The sequence below is a fragment of the Salmonella sp. SAL04162 genome, assembly GCF_046551535.1.
GTDB classification, from domain to species: Bacteria; Pseudomonadota; Gammaproteobacteria; order Enterobacterales; family Enterobacteriaceae; genus Salmonella; species Salmonella enterica.
The window spans coordinates 34,352-55,752 of record NZ_JBGDVX010000017.1; the positions used below are offsets into that span (position 1 = coordinate 34,352).

The 21,401-nt window shown below is 51.9% G+C and carries 19 protein-coding genes and 2 pseudogenes; 5 read left to right on the forward strand and 16 right to left on the reverse strand.

Translation table 11 applies throughout. The features are described from left to right. Position 1: 1 nt before the first annotated feature. From ACLJRH_RS23720 to ACLJRH_RS23795, 16 genes and pseudogenes are all read right to left on the reverse strand, one after another. Positions 2 to 609, reverse strand: a pseudogene (locus tag ACLJRH_RS23720) (YebB family permuted papain-like enzyme). Positions 610 to 676: 67 nt separating this feature from the next. After that, a complete protein-coding gene (locus tag ACLJRH_RS23725; RefSeq protein WP_410958131.1) occupies positions 677 to 1,174 on the reverse strand; it encodes an RDD family protein in 498 nt (165 codons plus the stop codon). A 27-nt stretch (positions 1,175 to 1,201) separates the two neighbouring features. Continuing rightward, positions 1,202 to 1,414, reverse strand: coding sequence for a glycogen synthase (locus ACLJRH_RS23730; protein WP_121768057.1), 213 nt, complete (start codon positions 1,412 to 1,414; stop codon positions 1,202 to 1,204). A 92-nt stretch (positions 1,415 to 1,506) separates the two neighbouring features. After that, positions 1,507 to 2,487 carry an omptin family outer membrane protease gene (locus ACLJRH_RS23735; RefSeq protein WP_410958132.1) on the reverse strand — a complete coding sequence of 327 codons (981 nt, stop codon included), beginning with the start codon at positions 2,485 to 2,487 and terminating at the stop codon, positions 1,507 to 1,509. Between the two features lie 43 nt (positions 2,488 to 2,530). After that, positions 2,531 to 2,989, reverse strand: a complete 459-nt coding sequence (locus ACLJRH_RS23740) for a transglycosylase SLT domain-containing protein (RefSeq protein ID WP_410958166.1) — start codon at positions 2,987 to 2,989, stop codon at positions 2,531 to 2,533. Positions 2,990 to 3,205: 216 nt separating this feature from the next. Further along, complete coding sequence (locus ACLJRH_RS23745; protein ID WP_410958133.1) at positions 3,206 to 4,090, reverse strand: prepilin peptidase; 885 nt, start codon at positions 4,088 to 4,090, stop codon at positions 3,206 to 3,208. 19 nt (positions 4,091 to 4,109) lie between these two features. Beyond that, on the reverse strand, positions 4,110 to 5,456 hold the full coding sequence (locus tag ACLJRH_RS23750; RefSeq protein WP_410958134.1) for a hypothetical protein: 1,347 nt from the start codon (positions 5,454 to 5,456) through the stop codon (positions 4,110 to 4,112). A gap of 21 nt (positions 5,457 to 5,477) precedes the next feature. Then, positions 5,478 to 6,506: a type II secretion system F family protein gene (locus tag ACLJRH_RS23755; protein ID WP_410958135.1), complete on the reverse strand. Its 1,029-nt coding sequence runs from the start codon at positions 6,504 to 6,506 to the stop codon at positions 5,478 to 5,480. Continuing rightward, the gene (locus tag ACLJRH_RS23760) at positions 6,490 to 8,004 is read right to left on the reverse strand and encodes an ATPase, T2SS/T4P/T4SS family (protein ID WP_410958167.1); all 1,515 of its coding nucleotides are present in this window, start codon (positions 8,002 to 8,004) and stop codon (positions 6,490 to 6,492) included. Before ACLJRH_RS23760 ends, ACLJRH_RS23755 begins: the two co-directional genes overlap by 17 nt. A 20-nt stretch (positions 8,005 to 8,024) precedes the next feature. Further along, on the reverse strand, positions 8,025 to 8,549 hold the full coding sequence (locus ACLJRH_RS23765) for a lngG (RefSeq protein WP_410958136.1): 525 nt from the start codon (positions 8,547 to 8,549) through the stop codon (positions 8,025 to 8,027). Then, on the reverse strand, positions 8,537 to 9,358 hold the full coding sequence (locus ACLJRH_RS23770) for a hypothetical protein (protein WP_410958137.1): 822 nt from the start codon (positions 9,356 to 9,358) through the stop codon (positions 8,537 to 8,539). Before ACLJRH_RS23770 ends, ACLJRH_RS23765 begins: the two co-directional genes overlap by 13 nt. A gap of 3 nt (positions 9,359 to 9,361) precedes the next feature. Further along, entirely contained in the window at positions 9,362 to 9,967 is a 606-nt protein-coding gene (locus tag ACLJRH_RS23775; RefSeq protein ID WP_410958138.1) for a hypothetical protein, read from the reverse strand. Beyond that, complete coding sequence (locus ACLJRH_RS23780) at positions 9,964 to 11,451, reverse strand: type II and III secretion system protein (RefSeq protein WP_410958139.1); 1,488 nt, start codon at positions 11,449 to 11,451, stop codon at positions 9,964 to 9,966. The genes ACLJRH_RS23775 and ACLJRH_RS23780 overlap by 4 nt, the downstream gene beginning before the upstream one ends. A gap of 29 nt (positions 11,452 to 11,480) precedes the next feature. Beyond that, a complete protein-coding gene (locus tag ACLJRH_RS23785) occupies positions 11,481 to 12,002 on the reverse strand; it encodes a TcpQ domain-containing protein (protein WP_410958140.1) in 522 nt (173 codons plus the stop codon). A 72-nt stretch (positions 12,003 to 12,074) separates the two neighbouring features. Next, on the reverse strand, positions 12,075 to 13,862 hold the full coding sequence (locus tag ACLJRH_RS23790; RefSeq protein ID WP_410958141.1) for a Tfp pilus assembly protein FimT/FimU: 1,788 nt from the start codon (positions 13,860 to 13,862) through the stop codon (positions 12,075 to 12,077). 104 nt (positions 13,863 to 13,966) lie between these two features. Next, entirely contained in the window at positions 13,967 to 14,758 is a 792-nt protein-coding gene (locus ACLJRH_RS23795) for a type IV pilus major pilin (RefSeq protein WP_410958142.1), read from the reverse strand. Between the two features lie 620 nt (positions 14,759 to 15,378). On the opposite strand from ACLJRH_RS23795, the pseudogene ACLJRH_RS23800 reads away from it, so the two are divergent. The 5 genes and pseudogenes from ACLJRH_RS23800 to ACLJRH_RS23820 form a co-directional block, all read left to right on the forward strand. Then, positions 15,379 to 15,483: pseudogene (locus ACLJRH_RS23800) on the forward strand (IS6 family transposase); the annotation flags it as partial. A 749-nt stretch (positions 15,484 to 16,232) separates the two neighbouring features. Further along, positions 16,233 to 16,853, forward strand: a complete 621-nt coding sequence (locus tag ACLJRH_RS23805; protein ID WP_410958143.1) for a fimbrial protein — start codon at positions 16,233 to 16,235, stop codon at positions 16,851 to 16,853. Positions 16,854 to 16,976: 123 nt separating this feature from the next. Next, complete coding sequence (stdB, locus tag ACLJRH_RS23810) at positions 16,977 to 19,466, forward strand: fimbrial outer membrane usher protein StdB (RefSeq protein ID WP_410958144.1); 2,490 nt, start codon at positions 16,977 to 16,979, stop codon at positions 19,464 to 19,466. Between the two features lie 41 nt (positions 19,467 to 19,507). Continuing rightward, positions 19,508 to 20,260: a fimbria/pilus periplasmic chaperone gene (locus ACLJRH_RS23815; protein WP_410958145.1), complete on the forward strand. Its 753-nt coding sequence runs from the start codon at positions 19,508 to 19,510 to the stop codon at positions 20,258 to 20,260. Then, the gene (locus ACLJRH_RS23820) at positions 20,257 to 21,327 is read left to right on the forward strand and encodes a fimbrial protein (RefSeq protein WP_410958146.1); all 1,071 of its coding nucleotides are present in this window, start codon (positions 20,257 to 20,259) and stop codon (positions 21,325 to 21,327) included. The genes ACLJRH_RS23815 and ACLJRH_RS23820 overlap by 4 nt, the downstream gene beginning before the upstream one ends. Positions 21,328 to 21,401: the final 74 nt, after the last annotated feature.

Below are 21,401 nucleotides of genomic sequence, written 5' to 3' on the forward strand. Positions count from 1 at the left end.
GTCAGACATCATCAGAGCATGGCAGGGGATCATTACGGCCCGGCGCATGACTGTGATAAATCAGTTCCAGGTCAGAGTTACGCCACAGACTGGCTGGCGTTATCGTACGGCGACTCCACGGAATGGAGCCCAGAAACCAGCATTTCCAGAATGTCAGTCGTGCGTCAGGGTTGTTCTGCAACAGTTCACCGAAGGTCTCAATTTTCCCCACCCGGACAGACAGTGCCTCATGGCAGATATCAAACACAAACTTTGAGCAGAACTGCCGGGAAGAGCCATAGCTGAATCCGGTATGGTAAGCTTATGCAGCCGGGGTTTTACCTGAAGCAACACATCATGCTTCTGCGCCTCAGTCAGTCCCCCCTTCAGTCGTTTCACGGCATAGTGTTTTCCGGCTGAGCGACGGATAAACCGTGACAGGGTGGTTACCGTGGAAAACGGCACCCGGCTTTCTGCCACCAGGTAATCCTCACCGTTGTGCCCCGTGATCATGCCGACATGATTACACCAGCACCGGGAGGCAGCCGAGACCTGCCCGAATAATGCTGATCCGATACAGGTAAAAACAATATCACCGGTCTCATACCTGGCCGGATAATTTATACACATATCATTCCTCCGGTTATCTGAAAGTGCCTGACGCTGAACGGGACGTTAAAGCCGGTCCGTTTTCTGCTCACCGGCGTGACGACGGTCTGCCCCGGAATGTCACCGCGGGGAGACGGAGACTCCTCACAACAACGGTTCCGGCCAGTTTGTCATGCCACCCCTGCTTGCGGCGGTCGAAGGCGATCCAGAAAAAACCGAGGCCCAGGGGAACTGTCGACACAAAATAACCCAGATAACGGCCGATATATTGCCCGGTACTGGCGGGACAGCCGCTTTCAGCATCAAGCACCCGTAATCTCAGCGCCATCTTTCCGGGCGTGGCCTGGAACCCCCGCCACAGAATGACCGTCAGAACAGCCGGCACAATCCAGTTGATTGCCACATCCGCAGGTCCCCGGAATAAGCTGTCACTCAGGAAATAACCGGTACCATAAAACGTTATCGTTACCGGCAATAAAAGCAGTGAAAAAAACAGGCTGTCAACGAGACATGCGCCGGTTCTCAGCCAGAATCCCGCATATTCATACTCAGGTTGATCGTCAGGTTGTGCGTTCTGGTTCTGCATACGCTGTATTTACTCCACAGAAAACGTTCACAGGTCAGTTTCCGGCCCGGTTTGCTGATATTCTCCGGCACAGGATTCAAGCCAGAACCGGTATCTTTCAAGAAACCACTCCCGCTGTCTGTCATCCATATTTCCGGTGACGGCATCCATATTAACCGCCCTCCCCTGTCGGGCCATTTGCGCAAAAGTAATAGCGAGGAATTCAAAATTACTGAACGCATAAATATCGGTATTCTTCATCTCCGGGCTCCGCCCCTGCACCGGACCATAACAGTCTGATGACCGGACACCCGACAGTCACTGCGCGATGAGCCGGCCCTCAGACCTGTCCGTCAGAAATAATATTTCAGTCCTGCCGTCACGTTATATGACGAACTCTCAATACCTGACGCATCCTGAAAATGAAACACCTCCCCGGTATCATGATATGTCTGCATTTTGTTCCCTGTGCCATTGGTTATCCTCACCCACTCACCTTCAAGAAAGACCTTAGCCTGTGGCGTGATGTAATATCCGATATCTGCGGATACGGAATAAAAATCCGAATCACGATTACTGTCCCGGATAGTGAGTTCCCGCAAATAGTGTTCATCGGTGTCGGACGCCCGGACCCAGTGGCTGTATTTAACCGTGGTGTTCATTTCAATATTACGGAACCGGGTACCGCCCGTCAGCCCGATATAAGGCATTTTAAACTGCGGTTTATAGAGTCCAATTTTCTTATTGGGGAAATTGCCTTCAAACAGACCATTCCAGTAGCTGTAATATCCGCCATGCGCATCCCATTTGTAATCCGTCTGCTGCCAGCCGGCCATCAGTCCCAGACGCCAGTTATCATTACTCACCCCCCAGACGGTGGCATTCACATCCCAGGCGCTGGCAGAGCGAAGTTTTGAGGGCGAATCGGAAATATGGGTATATCTGTCCTGGTCCGGGAACATCCAGTCCCGGTCGATAATATCACTGGCCCCGTGACTGCCTGCGGTCACCCACCCTGATGCACCCAGCCTGACCCACGGTGTAATATCCCAGTCAATAGTCCCTTTCAGAATGGGAGCATTTTTGAATTTCCAGTCCAGCTGGCTGAGTCTGCGTCCATTGTCATACACACGCTCCTTCGCGCTGCCATTCAACGTACCGACAGACAAACCGACGGAGACCTTTTCCGGCGTAAACCACTCAGACAGAGCGGCCTTCTCTGACGCATCCAGAAAACCGTCATCATTATTATCCGTCCAGGTACCGGCCTGCACGGTTCCGTCCATCAGGACACCACTACTGATTAATATCACTGCTGGTATTATTATTCTCATTATCATTTTCCTTAAAAAAACTACCATACCCTGCTTATTGCCGTTAACGACTGTCTTCACCTTTTTTAAGTTTCCAGTACGTGGCATAAATTTTTCTGGCATACGCCATGCGTCTGACATGTTGTTTCGGTGTCCCGGCGAAACCGGCGTTATAAGCCCCCACAGCTTCCCAGGTGGCGCCCCATTTATTAAAGGCCTTCGCCAGAATCAGCGCACCGCTGTAAATATTGGTACAGATATCCGAGACCAGTAACTCCCGGTCAACCCCCCGTTTTTTCATATATCCCAGATGCTGGGAATCAATCTGCATCAGCCCCATGCCATAGCCAGTAGCGGGGTTTTTACCTATGGCGTCATAATTGAGTCGGGATTCCTGCCAGGCGATGGCCCGTAATAAATCCGGGTCAATACCCGCATCCTTTCCGGCCATATCAAAACAGTCTGCGGCCATGACGCAGTGGCTGATAACAAGCAGACATAATCCGGTCAGAACGGACCGGATATATTTAAATGGTGCCAGTATATTCATATACAGAAACCCTTCAGCCTCATGCATGTGTCAGATTTAAAAAATCAATAATGAATAAAATAAATTCATCAAATTCTGTTTTTCTTTCGATGGCCAGCCACAGCATAAAACCGGCGCCGAGTAAAAAACCGGTTCCCAGGCGCCCCGGAACCAGAAAGCGCATCAGCTTCTGTCTGGTAACTTGATTCATCATATCCGGGTAAAAAAAAGCACAAGGGTTGCCAGCGCAATGGCCGGACCAAACGGAATATAAACTCCCGTGCAGACAATATCATTATCACCATTGTCAGCATCCTGCCCCGGCAATAATTCAGGTGTCTGTACAAGAATATTACGCTGATAAAACTTCTTTATTCCGTACAGTACGCCACCGCAGACGGCAGAAAACAGAATCAGCCACGGTACCTGGCTCAGCCCCACCCAGACGGATGCGGCGGCAAAAAGTTTGGCATCACCGCCCCCCAGTCCTTCGTGCCTGCGGATAACTCGGTATCCGTACTGGACTGCGCTGATAATGCACCAGGCCAGCACTCCCCCCGTAACAGCCTGAAAGGGTGACACCCGGATAAGTCCGCAGACAGAAAACACCAGTCCGGACCACAGCAGACCGAGAGACAGGACGTCCGGGATAAGATAATGGCGGAAGTCCGTCACGGTAATGCAGTACAGCAGACAGAACAGCACCAGGGGCGGCAGCAGTCCTGCCACACCTGAAAATGTCAGCAGGGTGCTCACCGGCCCGGCAAAACAAAAGAACACCACGGCAAACCACAGGCCGGTAACGGCTTCCGTCAGGGGATAGACGACCGGAATACGCGTCCGGCAGTGCCGGCATTTTCCGCGCAGCACAAGCCAGCTCACTACCGGAATATTGTCATAAAACTGTATCCGGTGATGGCAGACCGGGCAGTGTGATGGCGGCCAGGCAAGGGAAAACGGTCTGTCATCGTCACCGGCCCCGAAAATCATCAGGGGCAGACGATAAATAACCACGTTCATAAAACTGCCAGTACACATCCCGGTCATCAGACAAAGAACAAGAAAAACAAAATAATACGCCTGTTCAGTCACCATCAATGGCTACCTCCGTCCGTCAGTAGCAGGCATTTCTCACCTGCATTGCATCAACAGCCTCTTTGTCTGCTGAATACAGAGAACCAAATTTCAGCGGCTGACCATATACAGTAACCATCGTACTGCCTCCTGCAGCACTACCATTAGCAGACCCTATTTTGAACGTCAGGCTGTGTGTATTAACGAGGTTAATGTCGCCCCGGTATGCCGGAGGTAAAGATAATGGCATTATGTTCTTAATATAATCTTTATACTTCTGATTCAGCGAACCTTCTTCCACCAGGGTGCCCCTGAAATATGCTTTGCTCCCTTTCACGCTATCATTATAAAATGGCTGATAAGGGTCATTCTGAATATCGCCTGCCGATATTACTGCTATTGACTCCTGAACGCCCTGGAAAGCCAGGACGTTACTCAGATAACCCCCATCTCTTTTCCATGTAAAGATCGAATGAGTTCCCAAATCGGTATAATATATATCCAGTATCAGTCTGGTGACATTCCTGTTATTCAGTTTTATCAAAAACTTTCCATTCCTGAGAACAGAATTTAACGTTCCCTCTTTATAAATAGGGAACTCATTAACAACCCCGGGTACAGAGGAAGACCCCCCTGCGGCGTCCTTGGTCTGCTCAATGTCTGACCAGCTATCGTGCTGTTCAGTCGCACCTGTATCATAAGAATATTTGTGACGATAAAAAATATATTTTCCCTGATATTCATCCCAGGGCTTGTTCAGTCCATCTCTGACTGTTTGTGGGGGATTCTGAAATTCTGGCCAGTAAGTATTTTCACCACCGTTTTCTCTGTTAAAATTCATACAATACTTCTGAAAGTCCTTCGAACCATAACTACCAGCGTAGGGAGGATTGTCATATACAGGAATCTGGCCCTTGGAAACTATCCACTGTGGGTTTGAATTCTGCCCATTATCAGGAAAACAGAACGGGTCATCATACGCTGTGTCCGTAACCGGAGTGGTGGATGTCTGCTCCACAGTGAGACTGGCGGCTCCCTTGAATGTAAGTGACCAGGGAACAACCAAATCAGGGTCAGTAGCTGACTTGCCCGAAGTGCCCGGGAGCGAATACACAGCGGAATAACCTTTACCTGCGTTTTTCCCGTATACCGACATCACCACCCTCACATTCTGGGTATTCATTTCTCCAAACAGGACATTGATATCCATCGTGTCGGTCAGTGTATGACAGGCCTGCGCCAGTTTTGACAGGCGCGGATCCAGACTGGAGGCATCCGCCCGGGTATAGTTGAAATTCAGATTCTCCGCTGCCAGAATCTCCGGTGACAGCAGGGCCAGTGAAAGTAAAATCCCTTTTTTTATCATTGAAGCATCATGTTTTTTCATCTTCATCTCCTCACTCCTCTGTTAAAAGGAGTTCATTTTGGAAATCGCATCGGACAGGGCATAAAGGGCACCAAACACCCAGACCACGCAGCCCCCCAGTACCAGGGTCGCCAGCGACCGCAGAATACCGGCCAGACGCTCCATGTTCTCCTCGATATCTTTCCTTGCCCTGTCAGAAACCGCCAGCAGCACGTCAAAAAACGACGGCAGACTGGAGTACAGGCTGATGTTCAGCAGTTCGCTGGCCCCCAGCAGACCAGTATTCATCGCCTTCCCGTAGGGCTGCCCCAGCGCCATGTTGTTCTGCATCAGCGCGATGTGGTACCGCATCCAGCGGCTGGCATTGAGCCGGATAACATCCAGGGACTCATTCAGCGGGATGTTGTTGCGCAGCATCGCGGACAGGCTGCTCAGAAACAGCGAGGCCGACATCCGCTTATAGGTTGAAAAGGGCAGTATTCGATCCAGAATGTTGTTACGCAGTTTTCCCGTGACATTACTCATCACCAGCCGGACAAGGATGACCACCACCACGAAAACCACGATGATGTGTATCCACAGTCCGTGGTACAGTTCTGTCCCGAAGCTGTACAGCACCTGCGTTATCCCCGGCCAGCGGTTTGTCGGGATGACCTTTTCAAACGCCGGAAACACCTTCACCGCATACCCGCCAATCACCACCAGGGCAAGACACAGCATAATCAGTGGATAAGACACCGCTTTTATCAGTTGTGAGCGCAGTTGTTGCTCAAACTTCAGGGTGGCCACAATGCTGAGAAATCCGTCCGCCAGGGCGCCGCTTTTCTCTGAGGAATAAATCACCCCCAGTTCTTCACGGGGAACGAATCCTTCAAACACCCCGGACACCGACTCCGTTGTGGCCATCTTGTCCAGAAACGCCTGCAGTTTTTTTACAAACCCTGCTCCCAGCAGGGTCCGGCCTTCTGTCTGTAGCTTGACGACAGAGTCATACAGCGGCAGGTCAGCTTTAATCATGTCCGCACAAAACTGATATAAATAAAACCGCTGTTTCTTAGTGAATTTTGCCAAGTAACACCTCCAGATTTTCCGGCTCCACGTCCCCGAACTCCAGACTGAACCAGGATACGCATACCCGTCCGGCCAGCACACAGGCCACGGCCTTCTCCCTCAGGTCAAACCCTTCTGCCAGCGTGTCAACCGTGTGGCGTTTCTTCCGCCACTGGCTGTAGACCCCGTACCAGTCCTGGCGGGAAATGGCCTCAAGCTCCGGGTCAGTCGGGCGCATATATTCAATCACCAGCTGGCGGGAAGATATTCCGCTGTAGTTGCACTTCTCACACCCGTCACGGTTACGTTCATACACATCAAATGCCCGACCACCCAGTACTGCTCCGGAATGGGGCTTTTTGCAGTGGTCGCACAGTACCGGCAACAGCTTCTGACACTGGAGACCAGCAATAAAACCCGGCGTGGACAGCTTGTCACTGGTCATTCCGAGTGCCGACAGGCGCTGCAGGAGCGTCACAATGTTGCCCGCATGTACAGTGGTGAAGCAGTAGTGACCGCTCTCCACCGCACCTGACAGCGCATTCGCGGAAACAGGGTCACGAATTTCCCCCACCATCAGCACATCAGGGTCACGCCGCAGAGCAGACTTGATGGCGATGTGAAATCCGCCATCATCCGCATCCAGCACCGAACTCTGCCTGGCGCCGGCTATCTGGTATTCCACCGGGTCCTCAATGGTCAGGAAACTGCCCTTGTCGTCATAGCGATAATGCTGCATCCACTCCATCAGCACCTTCAGGGTGGTGGACTTGCCCGACCCTGTAGTGCCGGAGACCAGATAGGCCCCGTAGGGATTACTCAGCATCCGCCGCATATCCAGCGCCTCCGCATCCGATATTCCCATCTCCCGCAGGTCTATCAGGCTGCTCTTACGCACGCCCGACGGGATAATGCGCAGTACCGCGTGATAACACCCTTCCGTCTCGCCAAAAATAGGGAAATGGGCATAACGGAAGCGGTATTTCCTCCCGGCCAGGGTGTACAGAATGTTCGCACTCTGCGGCACACTTCTGTTCCAGGTGGTTTCCTTGGTACTGGCCTGCACGTTATAGAGCACAAACACCATCTCATCGCACTTTGTGGACAGCATCTGCTCATCGGGAATAAGTACCCCGTTGATGCGCAGCTCCACAGTGGCGATGGCCTCCCGGCGCGTGATATGCACATCACTGGCCCCCAGCGATGTGGCATGCGTCAGCAAATCTTCCAGCTGACGCTGTATTTCCGTCGATTTGCTCTGGTTGTCCGTAAGAGAGGAAAGCGTGAGGTTTTCCAGTATCTGGTAATACAGCTCCCCGGATACCAGCGCCGCGCCCTGGCAGGGCACCTTCTTCACCCGTGTCAGGTATTCATAGTCCACCTGAACGGCCGCCAGGGTATCGATGCGCAGGTCGCTGACCAGCAGGTAATTCACGCCGTCCTTCTCACCGCACAACATCCCCTCTTCCGGCTGACGGAACGTCCAGTCAGGCGAAGCCAGCACCGACTCATCCAGCATCAGAACCGTGGTCAGTACACTCACTTCACTTCCCGGACAATAAGCTGACTGTTTTTCGCCGGCACCAGCCGGTAGTGTTTTCCGTTAGCAGAGAATTTTTCATTCCGGCTGACAAACTGCAATTGCCCGTTAACGGATACGCCCACCCGGGATACCCCGGCCACCTGTGAAACCAGCACCACCGATGGAGGTGCAGCCCGGGGCACTGGTACAGGCGACTCGTCACGTACCGGTGTGGCGACCGGCGGCGCCACCGGCATCGTTGCCACCGCCGGCGTATTTTCACCCCGGACCTTCTGCAGTTCCGCCCGCAGTTTCTCCAGAGCCAGTTCATTACTGAGTTGCCGCTTCTGGCGTTCAAACACAATGTCATCCTGCAGGGCGCGGACTATCTGCTCCTGTCCGGCGGTGGCCGTGTCAGGTTGCGTCGCAGCCCCGGCCGGCTGAGATGCGGCAGGCAGGTTGTTTACCGGCGTCTGCGGCGCGGCCTGCAGATAAAATGAGGTCAGAATCAATAAAGGAAGAAAAACGTTTATTTTTTGCATAAGAATGTCCCGCTGATATCCAGAATGCCCTGTTTCCCGGCCACTGACTGAAAAATAAAGGAAGAGGAATACGGCCTGTCCTGCCAGAATGAGAAGACGCTGACATAGTCGTCAGGCAGTGACACCTGCCACTTTCCGGCCAGCAACCCGTGGTTATCAGGATTTCCCGGCAGCGACGCCTCATCCGCACTGACGGAGGAGGCAGGTAACTCAGTAAGGGTAAAACGACGGCCGGCATCCACCAGAGAGTTATAGCTGTAGACATAATTCAGTATGTCATTACAGGCAGGTTCACTGATTTTCTCCTGGCGGTTAAAAGCGTCCAGTACCGGGTTAGTGTCCATGCCCGACGGAATACCGGTGTAATCCACCGAATCCTGGGAGAAGGACGGTGCATAAGAGACATCCCTGAACCACTTGTCCTGCACGCTGAACACCGTGTTCTCCCCGGCCTGATAGGAAAAACTGCAGGTGTCCGTTGTACAACTGAAGTTGTCCTCCCGGAATCCGGCCAGCGCTATCGGCTGGCGACTGTGCAGAATTTCCGTGTACAGCGCAAGAAAACCACGGGCATCCGCCCCGGTCAGCGCCTTAGTATAAAAGTCATGAATATTCGTCCGTTTCTGCTGAAGGGTCGCCGCGGCCAGTCTGGCCTGCTCTTCTTTCTCGACCGCTTTCGCGTGAAAGTAATACCAGGTACCGCCCCCCACGGCGGCTACCAACACCACCACGCCACCAAACAGCAGGGCTGTCCTGCCATGTGATGACAGCGTATCCCGGTACAACCAGTTATATAATGAACGGCTCATAATCTACCCCATCAGGATGAATGCCGCTGGAATGGCAAGCAGAACCAGCCCCAGACAGACCAGTGCGCCATAAAAGAAATAACGCCGCTTTTTCAGCCGCAACTGGTTGGCCTGATAGTGTGTCAGGATGTCTTCCTCACAGTCCTCCCTAAGCTCCCTGACCGGCAGTGACTTGTACTGACTGAACTTCCGGTCTTCCATCAGGGAGTCAAACACCACAGGACTGAGCAGACAGTCGGTACCCGGCACTATCACGCCGTCACTGACTATCAGCAGCCAGACCATCCCCTCATCCGTACGGGCATAAAATATCCCGTCCCCGTATAACAGGCGGATATACAGCGCCAGCGGCTCCCGGGCCGATGAGTGGTGCTCTGTCAACCCACGGAACTCCCGCTCTCCGGCGGCCCGGAGCTCACGCGGCGTCCGGGTACCCGGCGTTTTTCCCGGCTCAGCGACGGAGGCCACCTCATAGGTCACCGCCCGCCACTGGCGCTCCAGCAGGTTACGTACCGACCGGGTCCGCCGGGCATCGGTGGTGGAGGGTAACGGTACCCATAAGGTGCCGGTGTAAAGATTGTGCGCCTTCATCATCTCCGTCAGCATCATCTTCCTTCCTGGAACGGTTTGTTGTAGTAGTCCACCCCGACCACCATCACCACAGTGGATGACGTGTCATTCCGGTTCAGGTTCCCGCCCAGAACTTTGACGCCCTGGTCGTCGGAACTCATATCCGTCTGGTATTTTCCGACGATAATGAGCGAACCCGGCGTGACATCCACGGTGTTGAACAGTTCAGTGGTACTGACGTTGGGTAACTGCACCTGAGACTGGTCACTGCCAAACACGTCAATCCCGTTGAGATTCTTTTTGGTATAGGCAGACGTGAGTTCCACCCGTCCATCAGATAACACTCTCGGGGTCAGAATAACGCTGGTTCCTGTGGTGATGGTGGCGGTGGTGACCGTTGAACTGTAGGCACCTATCTGGTCGGAGACCGTACCTGTGATGCCGGACACATAGTTCTGCGACTCGGTCAGGTTCAGGGGCACCGGAGTGTTATTACGGGTCACCATCGTGCCGCTCTGCAGCACCTTACTGCCCGTCAGCTGATAGAGCGCATCCAGTTTCGCCGCCACACCCAGACGACCGTCGGCGTAAAAATCGCGACCGAAATAAATGTCGCCGGAGGGCGTACCGATAAGGCCGCCATTCATGCTGAGTGATGTGCCGCCTTTTTTGAACGCCAGTCCCAGTTCGCCATCAAAGTTACGCAATTTTTTCTTGTCGAGAATGAACACCTTGTAGGTGATGACAAACTGTTTGCTGTTGGCCTGCTTGTAATCCTTCAGTATGCCGGCCAGTTCAGTGTATTCAGACGGGCGGCCGCTGAAGGTCAGCACCCCCACATCCTTGAAGACGTTATATACCCCGCTGGAAACGTACTTCTGCGCCATGGCGGTGACATCATCCCAGAACGTACTCTGGAATTTGGTCTCGGACTTGCCCTTCACGCCGCCGCTGATGGCCTCATTGCCGGACAGGTCAAGACTGGCATCATAGTCATTGTCCTTGCCAAAATAGTCCAGCTTCAGGGCATAGGTGTTGTAGACATTCACCTGCAGGATATTATCGTCGGTCAGGCTGACTGTGACGTCATACAAAGCGGACAGGTAACGCATGAACTCTTCAAACGTCCCGGAGAAGTTCACTGTGTTGTCGCGGATAAGGGGGCCTGCCTCCATATCCGGTGTCGCAGTGGTCTTGCCGGGAACCTGGTCATTCACCCGGTAGCTGCTTTTTGTCTGCTCAGACAGGGTGTCCAGTACCGTGTTCAGCGACACCGGGATTTCCGAGTGAAACTCCACATGCTGTGCCAGCAGGTGCTGCTGTTTTGCACTGTAGGCGACCGGCTTGCCGAGAAAAGCGGTATTATACTTCGTGAAAGCCTGCTGTTTCTGGGCCTCAAGGCTCTGCAGACCGGGACTGCTGTCGAGCAGTTCCTTGTCTGTGTACTTCTGGTTGAATTCAGTGGTACACCCCTGAAGCAGCAGTACTGCCGCAAGACAGGACAGTTTATAGTTAACTTTCATTGTGGTGAGTTCCTTTATTGCGTCCTGTATTACTGGCCGTCAATGACGAGCACATTATTTTTTTCATAGAGCTTGACCACCAGACCATAATTCTCCGAGAGAAACAGTTGTCCCAGCTGGTTCAGCACCTCGTCCCGGTTATTTCCCGTCAGATGGATTGGGCTGTAGATAAGGTAGTCCCGGTTACTGTTCCAGAGCAGATGCATGCCCTGCGCTTTGGCCCAGGTACCTATGTCCAGACTGAGCAGGTGGTTCTCCTGAAGATTCATCGTCAGCCAGGGGTTGTACGCGCCGGCAACGGGCTTTGCTCCGGGAGATGTCAGTACGGGTTGCCCGGCAGAAGGCACTGTGACCATTCCGTGGTTTTCCTGCAGGGAAGCAGATACCGGCGGGGTCAGATGCCCCGACTGCATCCGGGCTTTATCCCGGTCAGCCTGAAACGGGCTGCGGGCCAGGTCACTCACGGAGGTCCCGGCCCCGGAGTGCCCCGCCGCCACAGAAAGGGATGACAATGTCATCAGCGCAATCCCGGTAATTATTTTTACTTTCATTTTTTCTTCCATTAATTAAATACCGACGATATTTCAGAGGAATAAACAAACACCACCCTGCCCGGAGGTTATTCAGTGCTGCTCAACAGAACTGCACCAGGTGGTGATCATGACGGACAGCCAGGATGGGTTGAAATATATCCACGACCTACCTTTCAGGGGGTCGGCGGAATCTTCAGACGCAACCATGCCGGCAATTCGCCAGGTTCCGCTCGCCGTATCCGACCTGACCTGCAGAACAGTACCGCCCAGCCGATTCAGAGTGACCTCACTTCCACTCAGCGCCGTCATGGTTTTTTCCTGATTTTTAAAAAAAGCCCCCACAGTCTGATCATCAGCAAAGTGCTCCCCTTTGGAACCATCCTTGACAATCCCGGAAACCACAGAGGACACTGCCGCACTGAGTCTGGGATACAACTGATGATTATCCGTCGTTCCTGTACGGGTAAAACCCTCTGCAGAAGGGCAGGTCTGCAGGGGAACGGGAATGGCACCATTGGCTGTATCAGTAATTTGATCCACTGTGGGACCATTGCTACAGTTACCGTCAGCAGTACACATATGACGGTTGTCCGCCCCCCCCTTGTAATAAGGCCCGATATTATTGTCGGTATTACTGAACGCGGCGTACTGAATCTGTGGGGCGGTATAATAGTCCGGTTGAATATGCCCGTTATTGTCCCTGTAGCTGCCTTTAGAAATAACACTGCCGACCTGCAGATTAGCCAGTTCCTGCGGATTATCACGGCGTTTTAATATCAGGGAGTCCGGCGAAGGCGATGTCAGGCACGGTCCTGCATTACCCGTTGCTGAATTCCAGCAGACTTTGTCAGCAGAATTCAGTCCATCCGTCCGCAGGTAATCTCCCTTACCATCAAAGGTAAACCGGATGGCATACGTCTGCCCTTTCTGTAACTTACCGACCATGTCAGGCAGGTCACTGAACCGGGCTAAGTTGTTAACTGATGTCGTCGCAGTAGCCGGTTGCCCGTTGGTTTTATCCAGCAAAGTCCATGAATTACTGGCGTGATTCTGTTGCCTGACCAGGTAGATTCCATTTGTATTCGGCGTGATTTTCTTCATCCTGAACGCCCTCATTAACGGCGTAATGAACTGATCAATCCGGGCTGTATTACCGTCCACCGGGGTGAAACTGACATACACATCCACCCGATCGATCCCGACAGACACGGTTTTGTTCGGGTCAGCCGGCCGGCTTTCTGTTCCTTTGTCACTGTCAAAATCAATACGTGAAATGGCGATTTCACTGTTATGAAGCGCCGGATTTTCATTACAGTTTAAGAACTGATGATTAAAATAGACATTACCTGAGGTCCCCGGGCACCCACTGTCGGTAAAATAACCACGAACTGAGTCCTGCCCCCAGACGGACTGACTCCATTTCAGTGAATGACTGAAATAGTTTATGCCATTGTCACTGATGTTTATCTGGTTTGAGATCGGTGTGGTAATATTTTTCGAATAAACCCGGGCAATATAGGGCGAAACATTTGTGCTTGCTGCATCAGTGGATGAGCCAGGATGAGCCAGCCAGAGAGGATTTTTCTGTATTCCCAGAGTATTTACATCAGCCGGGTCATCAGAAATTGCATTTCCTGGTTGCTGATACATTGGGTTAATGATTATTTTTGTTTTATTATTTACGGTCGCTTTAATGCTGTCAGCATTAACAAACTGAAGTACGCCATAAACTTCCTGCGCCACGGCATCAGCTGCCGTCTGACGGGTCTTCTCATCAATCAGCTTTCTGGCGTAGGTGGCAGCCGTTACCAGAATAATACCCAGAAAAGCCAGCACAATAATAATTTCCAGCAGTGAGAACCCCCGGGATTTATTCATCCTTCTTTTTATTACGGACTCACCCACCACACTTTACTCCTGTTTATTGACATACAAAAGAGCACTCCCTGATAAAGAAAAGGGAGTGCATAAAAAAGATAAAATTAACGGCTACCTAAAATAATGGCATTATCAGAACCCTTACCACATGCGTGAACGACCAGATCTGGCGTCAGAAGGTTATCGCCACCGCCTGTAGCACCCGTACCAGTCCCCGTTGGTACAGCCAGCGAACGGTAAATACCGGTTTCGGACAGAGATGCACCTGTTGTAGTGCCGCCTGCTGTAGTACCAGGAGTATAACCACTGGCATCTGCATCCATCTGGACGGTATGAGTTTTATAAGTTCCTGCCGCTTCCCCTGTACCAACCTGAACGTAATCCCACTGGTTACCCACCTGGTTGAGCATTCCACGACACTGTTGCTGATTAAGACCGTTCAATACAATAAAGTATCCGGCATTATCCTTGGCACCAATCTTTCCCGGGCCGATATCAATATAATTACCGGAAATACCATTCAGGGCTTCATCCGGCGAAATCTTACCTAACGCAGTCAGCTTACCAATTGGTGTTTTCGTATCAGTAAGAAGTTCTGCAGAATTTGCCAGTTTTGCTGTATCCGCAGAATCTTCTGCAGGATATTGCCCACTTGGTCCATAAGCGTCTTTAACTGCAATTCGTACAGTATTCGCATTATTCGCCAGGTCAGACATAGCCTTGGTATCAAAAGCCCGCTGTGCCAGAATAACAACCCCGGCCGCAATAACACCGATAATACCCAGTACAATAATGATTTCCAGCAATGTCATACCACGTTGCTTTTTAAGATTAAGGTACTTTTCTGGCTGTGCCATAAAACGTTTTCTGATATCCCGCAAGCTTAGCGCTTTCATAGGCGGCTCCACTTATTAGTTAATCAAAAGAAATAAAAAGACAAAAACAGACTATTTTCATAAAAATGAAATAGTGTCGCATTTCACCACAATGATGATTCTCAGTCTCACTCAGGTTAAATCGTAATCGGTAAGCTTAATCTGGTCCGGACACTCCTTTCATTTTCCAGTCGGAACAACCTTAATGAAATATTGATGTTTTTAGTTTCAACAATTAAAGACATTATTATCGATCGTAACGATCGATAATATTCATCGTAATAAGCGAGTAATCGCGCAGAAAACTAAAATAAAACGGAAAAACAGTCAATTAACTGAGCAAAAATCACACAGAGTTGTGTTTTTTTCGGTTAACAATATTTGTAATAATTTAATTTACGAAATATAAGATTGATCTAAATCATATTCAGTGGTGGAATCCTACAATGAGAAGTTCACCAGCATTGTCAGGTATTCTTTGTTCTGATAAAGCGGGGGGAAGCTCGTAGCTATGTACCGGGAAACCAGACAGGATATGTAACAGTCTATGAGACGACAATAACCGCATTGACCGCATTGACCGCATTGACTCAGCATTTTTGTTACCCAACGCGCACTGTTGCCTCATCAAAATTGTTACTTTGGCTGGCATCGAACTGATCCACATGATATGGAAAGGGTAGTTTCACCATCCAGCCGGCGACGGGCTGACACCGGCGGAACAATTTTATCTACTGGCTGCCTGAAAAATCAGCAGCGCTATTTTTGCTAACTTGTCTACACTCATGCGACAGAACCAACTGACATGGGGAGCCGGATGTTGTTCGGTATCCGTTCGCGTCTTAATTACCTGTTCATTTTCTTCTTGTTAAATGTGATTAATATCACGTTAATAAAAAAAAGCACTACAGATGAGAATAAATATTATTACCCTGAACTTCTTTTTTTCGGGGAAAGCCATCAGCTTTTAATCACCATCCCTGATTTAGCATAAAATAACCATTGAAATCCATATTTAATATTTTAACAATACTAAATGTTGGTAATTGAATTTTTTAAGAAATTAAATGCTTTTTAATTTTACAGTAACAATGACTGAAAAAGCCCCTGCCCGGTAGCGTCCAAATACACCTGTTTATGTATTCAGACAGCGTCGTAAGTTATCGTTTTAACGCTTATTATTATGCTGAAAATTAGTTTTAATGGTGATTAATCTTATTTTACGATCGAATATATCGATCTTATCGATCTGTATTTATTGATGTAATAGCGATGAGAGTTTTCCTATAAATACCCCGCCATAAGCCGCAGCATCCGGTTCCGGGCCCGTCCGGACTCATACCATCCGACATCAGTGTCGGTCTGTTTATATTGATTATCAGGATGCTTAACTCTGCCGCGAACCGAACGACAGAACAAATTCCGGGGAATAATCTCCGCTTCCGGCTCATGCAACTCTCATTTCTCATTCAGTTAATTAAAAAGGACATGTGTTATGCGTAACAAGATTTTGTTAGCCATGGTGACTGCTGGCGTCATGATGTACGGTACTTCAGCTTTTGCTGAGGATGGTGTGACTTCGTCTGCGGCTGAGACAGTTCTGTCACCCAGCGTGTTCGGCAAAGGTACGGTCACCTTCACGGGCACCATCACTGAAGCTCCCTGTGATATTAAGGCCGGTGATGAGAATCTGAGCGTGCCATTTGGTCAGGTCTCCTATCGCGCCCTGAAAGCAACCGGCGCTGTTGATGATGCCACCGCAAAACAGTTTACCATTCATCTGCAGAACTGCGAGTTTGATAAAGACACAGATCACCCCGCAGGGGCGCTGTCCAAAGTGCAGATTGCGTTCTCCGGCACTCCGGCGGGCAGCAGTAAAAAAGCCTTTATCTCAGGCGCCAATCCGAGTCTTGGCGTTCAGCTGACCGGAATTGACGGTACAGTCATCACTCCCAGCAGTTCTCCTGATTTTACCACGGCAGGAAACCCAGTTCAGTTGTCACCCGGTGCTACGGATATGAACTACACCGCAAAACTGATGAACGTGGGAGATGCAGGTTCAGTCAAACCGGGAGCATTCAGCATCCCTGTCAATTACACCCTGAAATACCAGTAAGTTCTTCAGCCAGGCAATATGAAGCCGTCCACAACGGAGAGCAGGACAGCTTTTATCTGCAACTTCTGACGGCGTCACCCCTGACTGCCGGTGACACGGACGATAATGCTGAAATATCACACTATGAAACTGAACCGGCTCGCCATACTGATAACCCTGACACTGACCACTCCGGTGGTTCTGGCAACCGAGTTTGACGCCAGTCTGCTCAGTACCAGTGACCCGTCAGAAGCAGACCTCTCGGCATTCAGCCGCGAGGGATATGTCGCGCCCGGCAGTTACATGCTGGATATCTGGCTGAACGACCAGTCTGTCAGTGAGCAGTACCCTGTCAGGGTGGTACAGCTTAATGGCCGTGACGATTCGGTTATCTGCGTGACGCCCGCCATGGTCGATATGCTGGGGCTGAAGGACGACATTGCCCGGGGGCTGAAAGCGGTTTCCGGCACGGATGCCGGCCACTGCCTTGAACTGAACACGCCGGACAGCAGGGTGCAGTACAGTGCTGAAAAACAGCGCCTGACTTTTGTCATTCCCCAGGCCTGGATGGAGTACCGGGACCCGGACTGGGTGCCGCCCTCTCGCTGGAGTGACGGGGTCGCCGGGGCGGTGCTGGACTATAATCTCTCGGCAAACCGCTATATGCCGCAGCAGGGCGACACCTCCACCAGTTACAGCCTGTACGGCACAGCCGGGTTTAACTTCGGTGCCTGGCGTCTGCGCAGCGATTACCAGTACAACCGCTATGACAGCGGAGACGGGAACGTGCAGTCTGATTTTTATCTGCCACAGACGTATCTGTTCCGCCCGCTGCCGTCGCTGCGCTCGAAACTGACGCTGGGCCAGACGTATCTCAGCTCCGCCATTTTTGACTCCTTCCGCTTTGCCGGTATCACCCTGGCCAGCGATGAACGTATGCTGCCGCCCTCCCTGCAGGGATACGCCCCGCAAATCAGCGGTATTGCGAACAGTAACGCGCAGGTGACCGTCAGCCAGAACGGCCGCATTCTGTACCAGACCCGGGTGTCGCCCGGTCCCTTTGTCCTGCCGGACCTGAGCCGGAACATCACCGGTAACCTTGACGTGACTGTGCGGGAAAGCGACGGCAGCACCCACACCTGGCAGGTCAACACCGCCAGTGTGCCCTTTATGGCCCGTAAGGGCATGGTCCGCTATAAGGCGGCGGCAGGCCGTCCTCTTTATGGCGGACCGCATAACAACAGCACGGTCAGTCCTGACTTTCTTCTGGGCGAGGCCACATGGGGGGTCTTTAACAACACCTCGCTTTACGGGGGGCTGATTGCCTCCACCGGCGATTACCAGTCCGTCGCCCTTGGAGCCGCTCAGAATATGGGGGTTATGGGGGCTTTATCTGCAGACATCACCCGTTCGGATGCGAAACTGCCGCAGGGACAGAATCAGACCGGTTACAGCTACCGGATTAACTATGCCAAAACCTTTGATAAAACCGGCAGCACGCTGGCCTTTGTCGGCTACCGTTTTTCCGACCGTCACTACCTTTCCCTGCCGGAGTACCTTCAGCGCAGGTCTGTGGACGGGGACAGTGTCTGGCATGAAAAACAGAGTTACACCATCACATACAGTCAGTCCATCCCGGCACTGAACATGAACGCGGCCCTGTCGGTCAGCCGCCTGAATTACTGGAATGCTGAGTCAAACAACAATTACATGCTCAGCCTGAACAAATTCTTCAGCCTCGGCAGTATTCGCGGTATCTCCGCATCGGTTTCTTTTGCCCGGAACCAGTACACGGGCGGAGGAACGCAGAACCAGGTGTACGCCTCTCTCAGCATTCCGTGGGGTGACAGCCGTCAGGTCAGTTACAGCCTTCAGCAGGATAACCGGGGCAGTATGCAGCAGAACGTGAACTACAGCGATTTCCACAACCCGGACACTTCATGGAACATCAGTGCCGGGCTCAGCCGGAATGAAACCGGCAGTAACAGTAATTTCAGTGGCGGTATCCAGAGCAGTCTGCCATGGGGGCAGGTCAGTGCGGATGCGTCCCTGCAACCCGGTCTGTACCGCAGTCTGGGACTGAACTGGTACGGCTCGGCGACCGCCACGGTACATGGTGCCGCCTTCAGTCAGTCGATGGCGGGCAATGAACCCCGCATGATGATTGACACCGGTGGTGTGCCCGGCGTTTCCGTATCCGGCGGCAGCAGTGTCAGCAACCGTTTCGGTATTGCAGTCGTCAGCAGTGGTGGAAGTTATCAGCACAGTGATATCTCCGTCGATGTCGCCAGTCTGCCGGATGATGTGGAGGTCAGCGACTCTGTTATCAGCCAGGTCCTGACGGAGGGCGCCATCGGTTACCGGAAGATTGATGCCAGCCAGGGAGAGCAGGTGCTGGGGAATATCCGGCTGGCAGACGGTAAGGCACCGCCGTTCGGGGCGCAGGTGATATCAGCCCGTACAGGGAAAACACCGGGTATGGTGGGTGACGATGGTCAGGTTTATCTGACGGGTATCACCGCAGAAGACCGCCAGGCGCTGACCGTGTCGTGGAATGGCCGGGTACAGTGCCGGCTGGACCTGCCGGAGAAGCTGTCGCTCAGCCAGGGGGCGCTTCTGCTGCCCTGCCGGTAACCACCCCACCGGGAACATGAGAGTTAAACGGAGAACAGACAGTGAAAAAGAACAACAGCAGATTAACCGCAACCGGTGCTGTCGTGCTCGTACTGGCGGCCGTGTGGAGCCAGGGCAGCCAGGCGGCCATCAGCGCTGACCGGACGCGTATCATTATGAACAGTAACGAGAAAAGTGTTTCTCTCATACTGAATAATGACGATAAACATTTACCTTTTCTGGCACAGTCATGGGTGACAAATGCCGACGGAACCCGGACGGATACGCTGATGGCCCTGCCGCCGCTGCAGCGTATTGACGCCGGACAGAAATCTCAGGTACGTATCACGCAGGTCAGAAGCATGACGGACAGACTGCCGAAGGACAGGGAGACCCTGTTCTGGTTTAACGTACGCAGCATCCCGCCAAAACCGGATGCGGCTAACGTTCTGCAACTGACCATACAGAGCCAGCTGAAACTGTTTTACCGCCCTGCGGCCATCGTCCGGGGAGATAATGACCGGCCTGAAAGAAAACTGGTGGTGGAGCGCAGCGGGGGACACGTGACATTAAAGAACCCGACGCCGTATTACATCACCGTAATCTGGCTGGGAACCGACCGCAGTCATCGCCTCAGCGGATTCGGGGACGGGGAAATGGTTGCGCCATTCGCAGACCTGCCACTGAAGGCCAGCCTGCCGGAGAGTGCCCGTCAGTTATGGGTGGGATATGTGGACGACTACGGCGGCCTGCAGATGAACCCCTACGCCTGTGACACCCTGAGCTGTGCGCTGAAGGGAGGCTCTTCATCATGAGGAAACGGCTGAATGGAATGCTGGCGATACTGCTTCTGGCTGTCTGTTTTCCGTCCATGGCTAAAGGACTTGCAGACTCAATATGTGAAACACAGGGGGGAACCGTCCCGCTGAAGAGCGTTAACCTGAAAATGTCGAAGGTCACTACCGGAAAGATACTGTATACCAGCCCGGCCTATGCCATAAGTTACACCTGTACAGTATACCCGTCATTGGACACTGATTATGTCCCCACTCTGGCGTTCCCTTCCAGCTTCATAGAAGGAGTAATAAAGCCGCTCGGCGAGCTCGGGCTGGGGATTAACCTTACCATACAGGAAGCGGGCCAGGGTCCCGTGACGATACCATGGAGTGACCTCAAAAACGGAAAGGCCACCACGTCGTTCCGGAAAAAATTTGGTGCCGCGATGGCTACTGGTGTTAAGCCGCTTGACAAATATGGAGGTTCAAAATATTCCCGCGATGCGACAGTCAGTGTGGAATTATTTGTCGAGGCTAAATTTGTGCAGAGACCGATACTGATTCTGGACATCCCGTCCATGGATGCACTTAATATTATTCCCGCTGATGGAACTGCTAAGTGGGGAAAACCGGTAAGAACAGGGGCCTTCTCCATAAGGTTCCTGCCTGAGAACCTGGGCAGGGTTTCCGTCAGGCCTTCACTGGTGAGGCTGGGGCGTTTTTATAAAACCGTTGATTCCACATTATCTAAAACAGCAGCGTTTACCGTAACAGCGCAGCAGGAGACCGGAACCTCCACGCCATTCACTGTTCCGCTGATGATTAATTTTATACCGACAGCCGCTCTGGCCATAACAGATGAACAGTATATACAACTCACCACTGGCGGACAGAATAACGGCCTGAGGCTCTCCGTGAGAGATAATGCCACCGGAAACAACGTAAAGTTTAATACTCCGGCGTCAATGGGGTCTTTAGAGATGACCGGCTCCCCGGGTAACAGTATACAAAAAACCTATACTGCCGTGGTGGACAGAATTCCGGGTACAGATTTAAAAACCGGTGATTTTTCAGCGTCGATGTCAGTGGTCGTGACATATAACTGACCGGCGATATGAACCGGGGATTTTATTACGACCTGCCGACAGATAAAAAAGAGATTATCCGGCAAAAAGGAAAA

Coding starts and splice junctions, on each gene's coding strand:
- ACLJRH_RS23725 (WP_410958131.1), bottom strand. CDS start 1,174: ATGCAGAACCAGAACGCACAACCTGACGATCAACCTGAGTATGAATAT.
- ACLJRH_RS23730 (WP_121768057.1), bottom strand. CDS start 1,414: ATGAAGAATACCGATATTTATGCGTTCAGTAATTTTGAATTCCTCGCT.
- ACLJRH_RS23735 (WP_410958132.1), bottom strand. CDS start 2,487: ATGAGAATAATAATACCAGCAGTGATATTAATCAGTAGTGGTGTCCTG.
- ACLJRH_RS23745 (WP_410958133.1), bottom strand. CDS start 4,090: ATGGTGACTGAACAGGCGTATTATTTTGTTTTTCTTGTTCTTTGTCTG.
- ACLJRH_RS23750 (WP_410958134.1), bottom strand. CDS start 5,456: ATGAAAAAACATGATGCTTCAATGATAAAAAAAGGGATTTTACTTTCA.
- ACLJRH_RS23760 (WP_410958167.1), bottom strand. CDS start 8,004: ATGCTGGATGAGTCGGTGCTGGCTTCGCCTGACTGGACGTTCCGTCAG.
- ACLJRH_RS23765 (WP_410958136.1), bottom strand. CDS start 8,549: ATGCAAAAAATAAACGTTTTTCTTCCTTTATTGATTCTGACCTCATTT.
- ACLJRH_RS23770 (WP_410958137.1), bottom strand. CDS start 9,358: ATGAGCCGTTCATTATATAACTGGTTGTACCGGGATACGCTGTCATCA.
- ACLJRH_RS23775 (WP_410958138.1), bottom strand. CDS start 9,967: ATGATGCTGACGGAGATGATGAAGGCGCACAATCTTTACACCGGCACC.
- ACLJRH_RS23780 (WP_410958139.1), bottom strand. CDS start 11,451: ATGAAAGTTAACTATAAACTGTCCTGTCTTGCGGCAGTACTGCTGCTT.
- ACLJRH_RS23785 (WP_410958140.1), bottom strand. CDS start 12,002: ATGAAAGTAAAAATAATTACCGGGATTGCGCTGATGACATTGTCATCC.
- ACLJRH_RS23790 (WP_410958141.1), bottom strand. CDS start 13,862: ATGAATAAATCCCGGGGGTTCTCACTGCTGGAAATTATTATTGTGCTG.
- ACLJRH_RS23795 (WP_410958142.1), bottom strand. CDS start 14,758: ATGAAAGCGCTAAGCTTGCGGGATATCAGAAAACGTTTTATGGCACAG.
- ACLJRH_RS23805 (WP_410958143.1), top strand. CDS start 16,233: ATGCGTAACAAGATTTTGTTAGCCATGGTGACTGCTGGCGTCATGATG.
- stdB (WP_410958144.1), top strand. CDS start 16,977: ATGAAACTGAACCGGCTCGCCATACTGATAACCCTGACACTGACCACT.
- ACLJRH_RS23820 (WP_410958146.1), top strand. CDS start 20,257: ATGAGGAAACGGCTGAATGGAATGCTGGCGATACTGCTTCTGGCTGTC.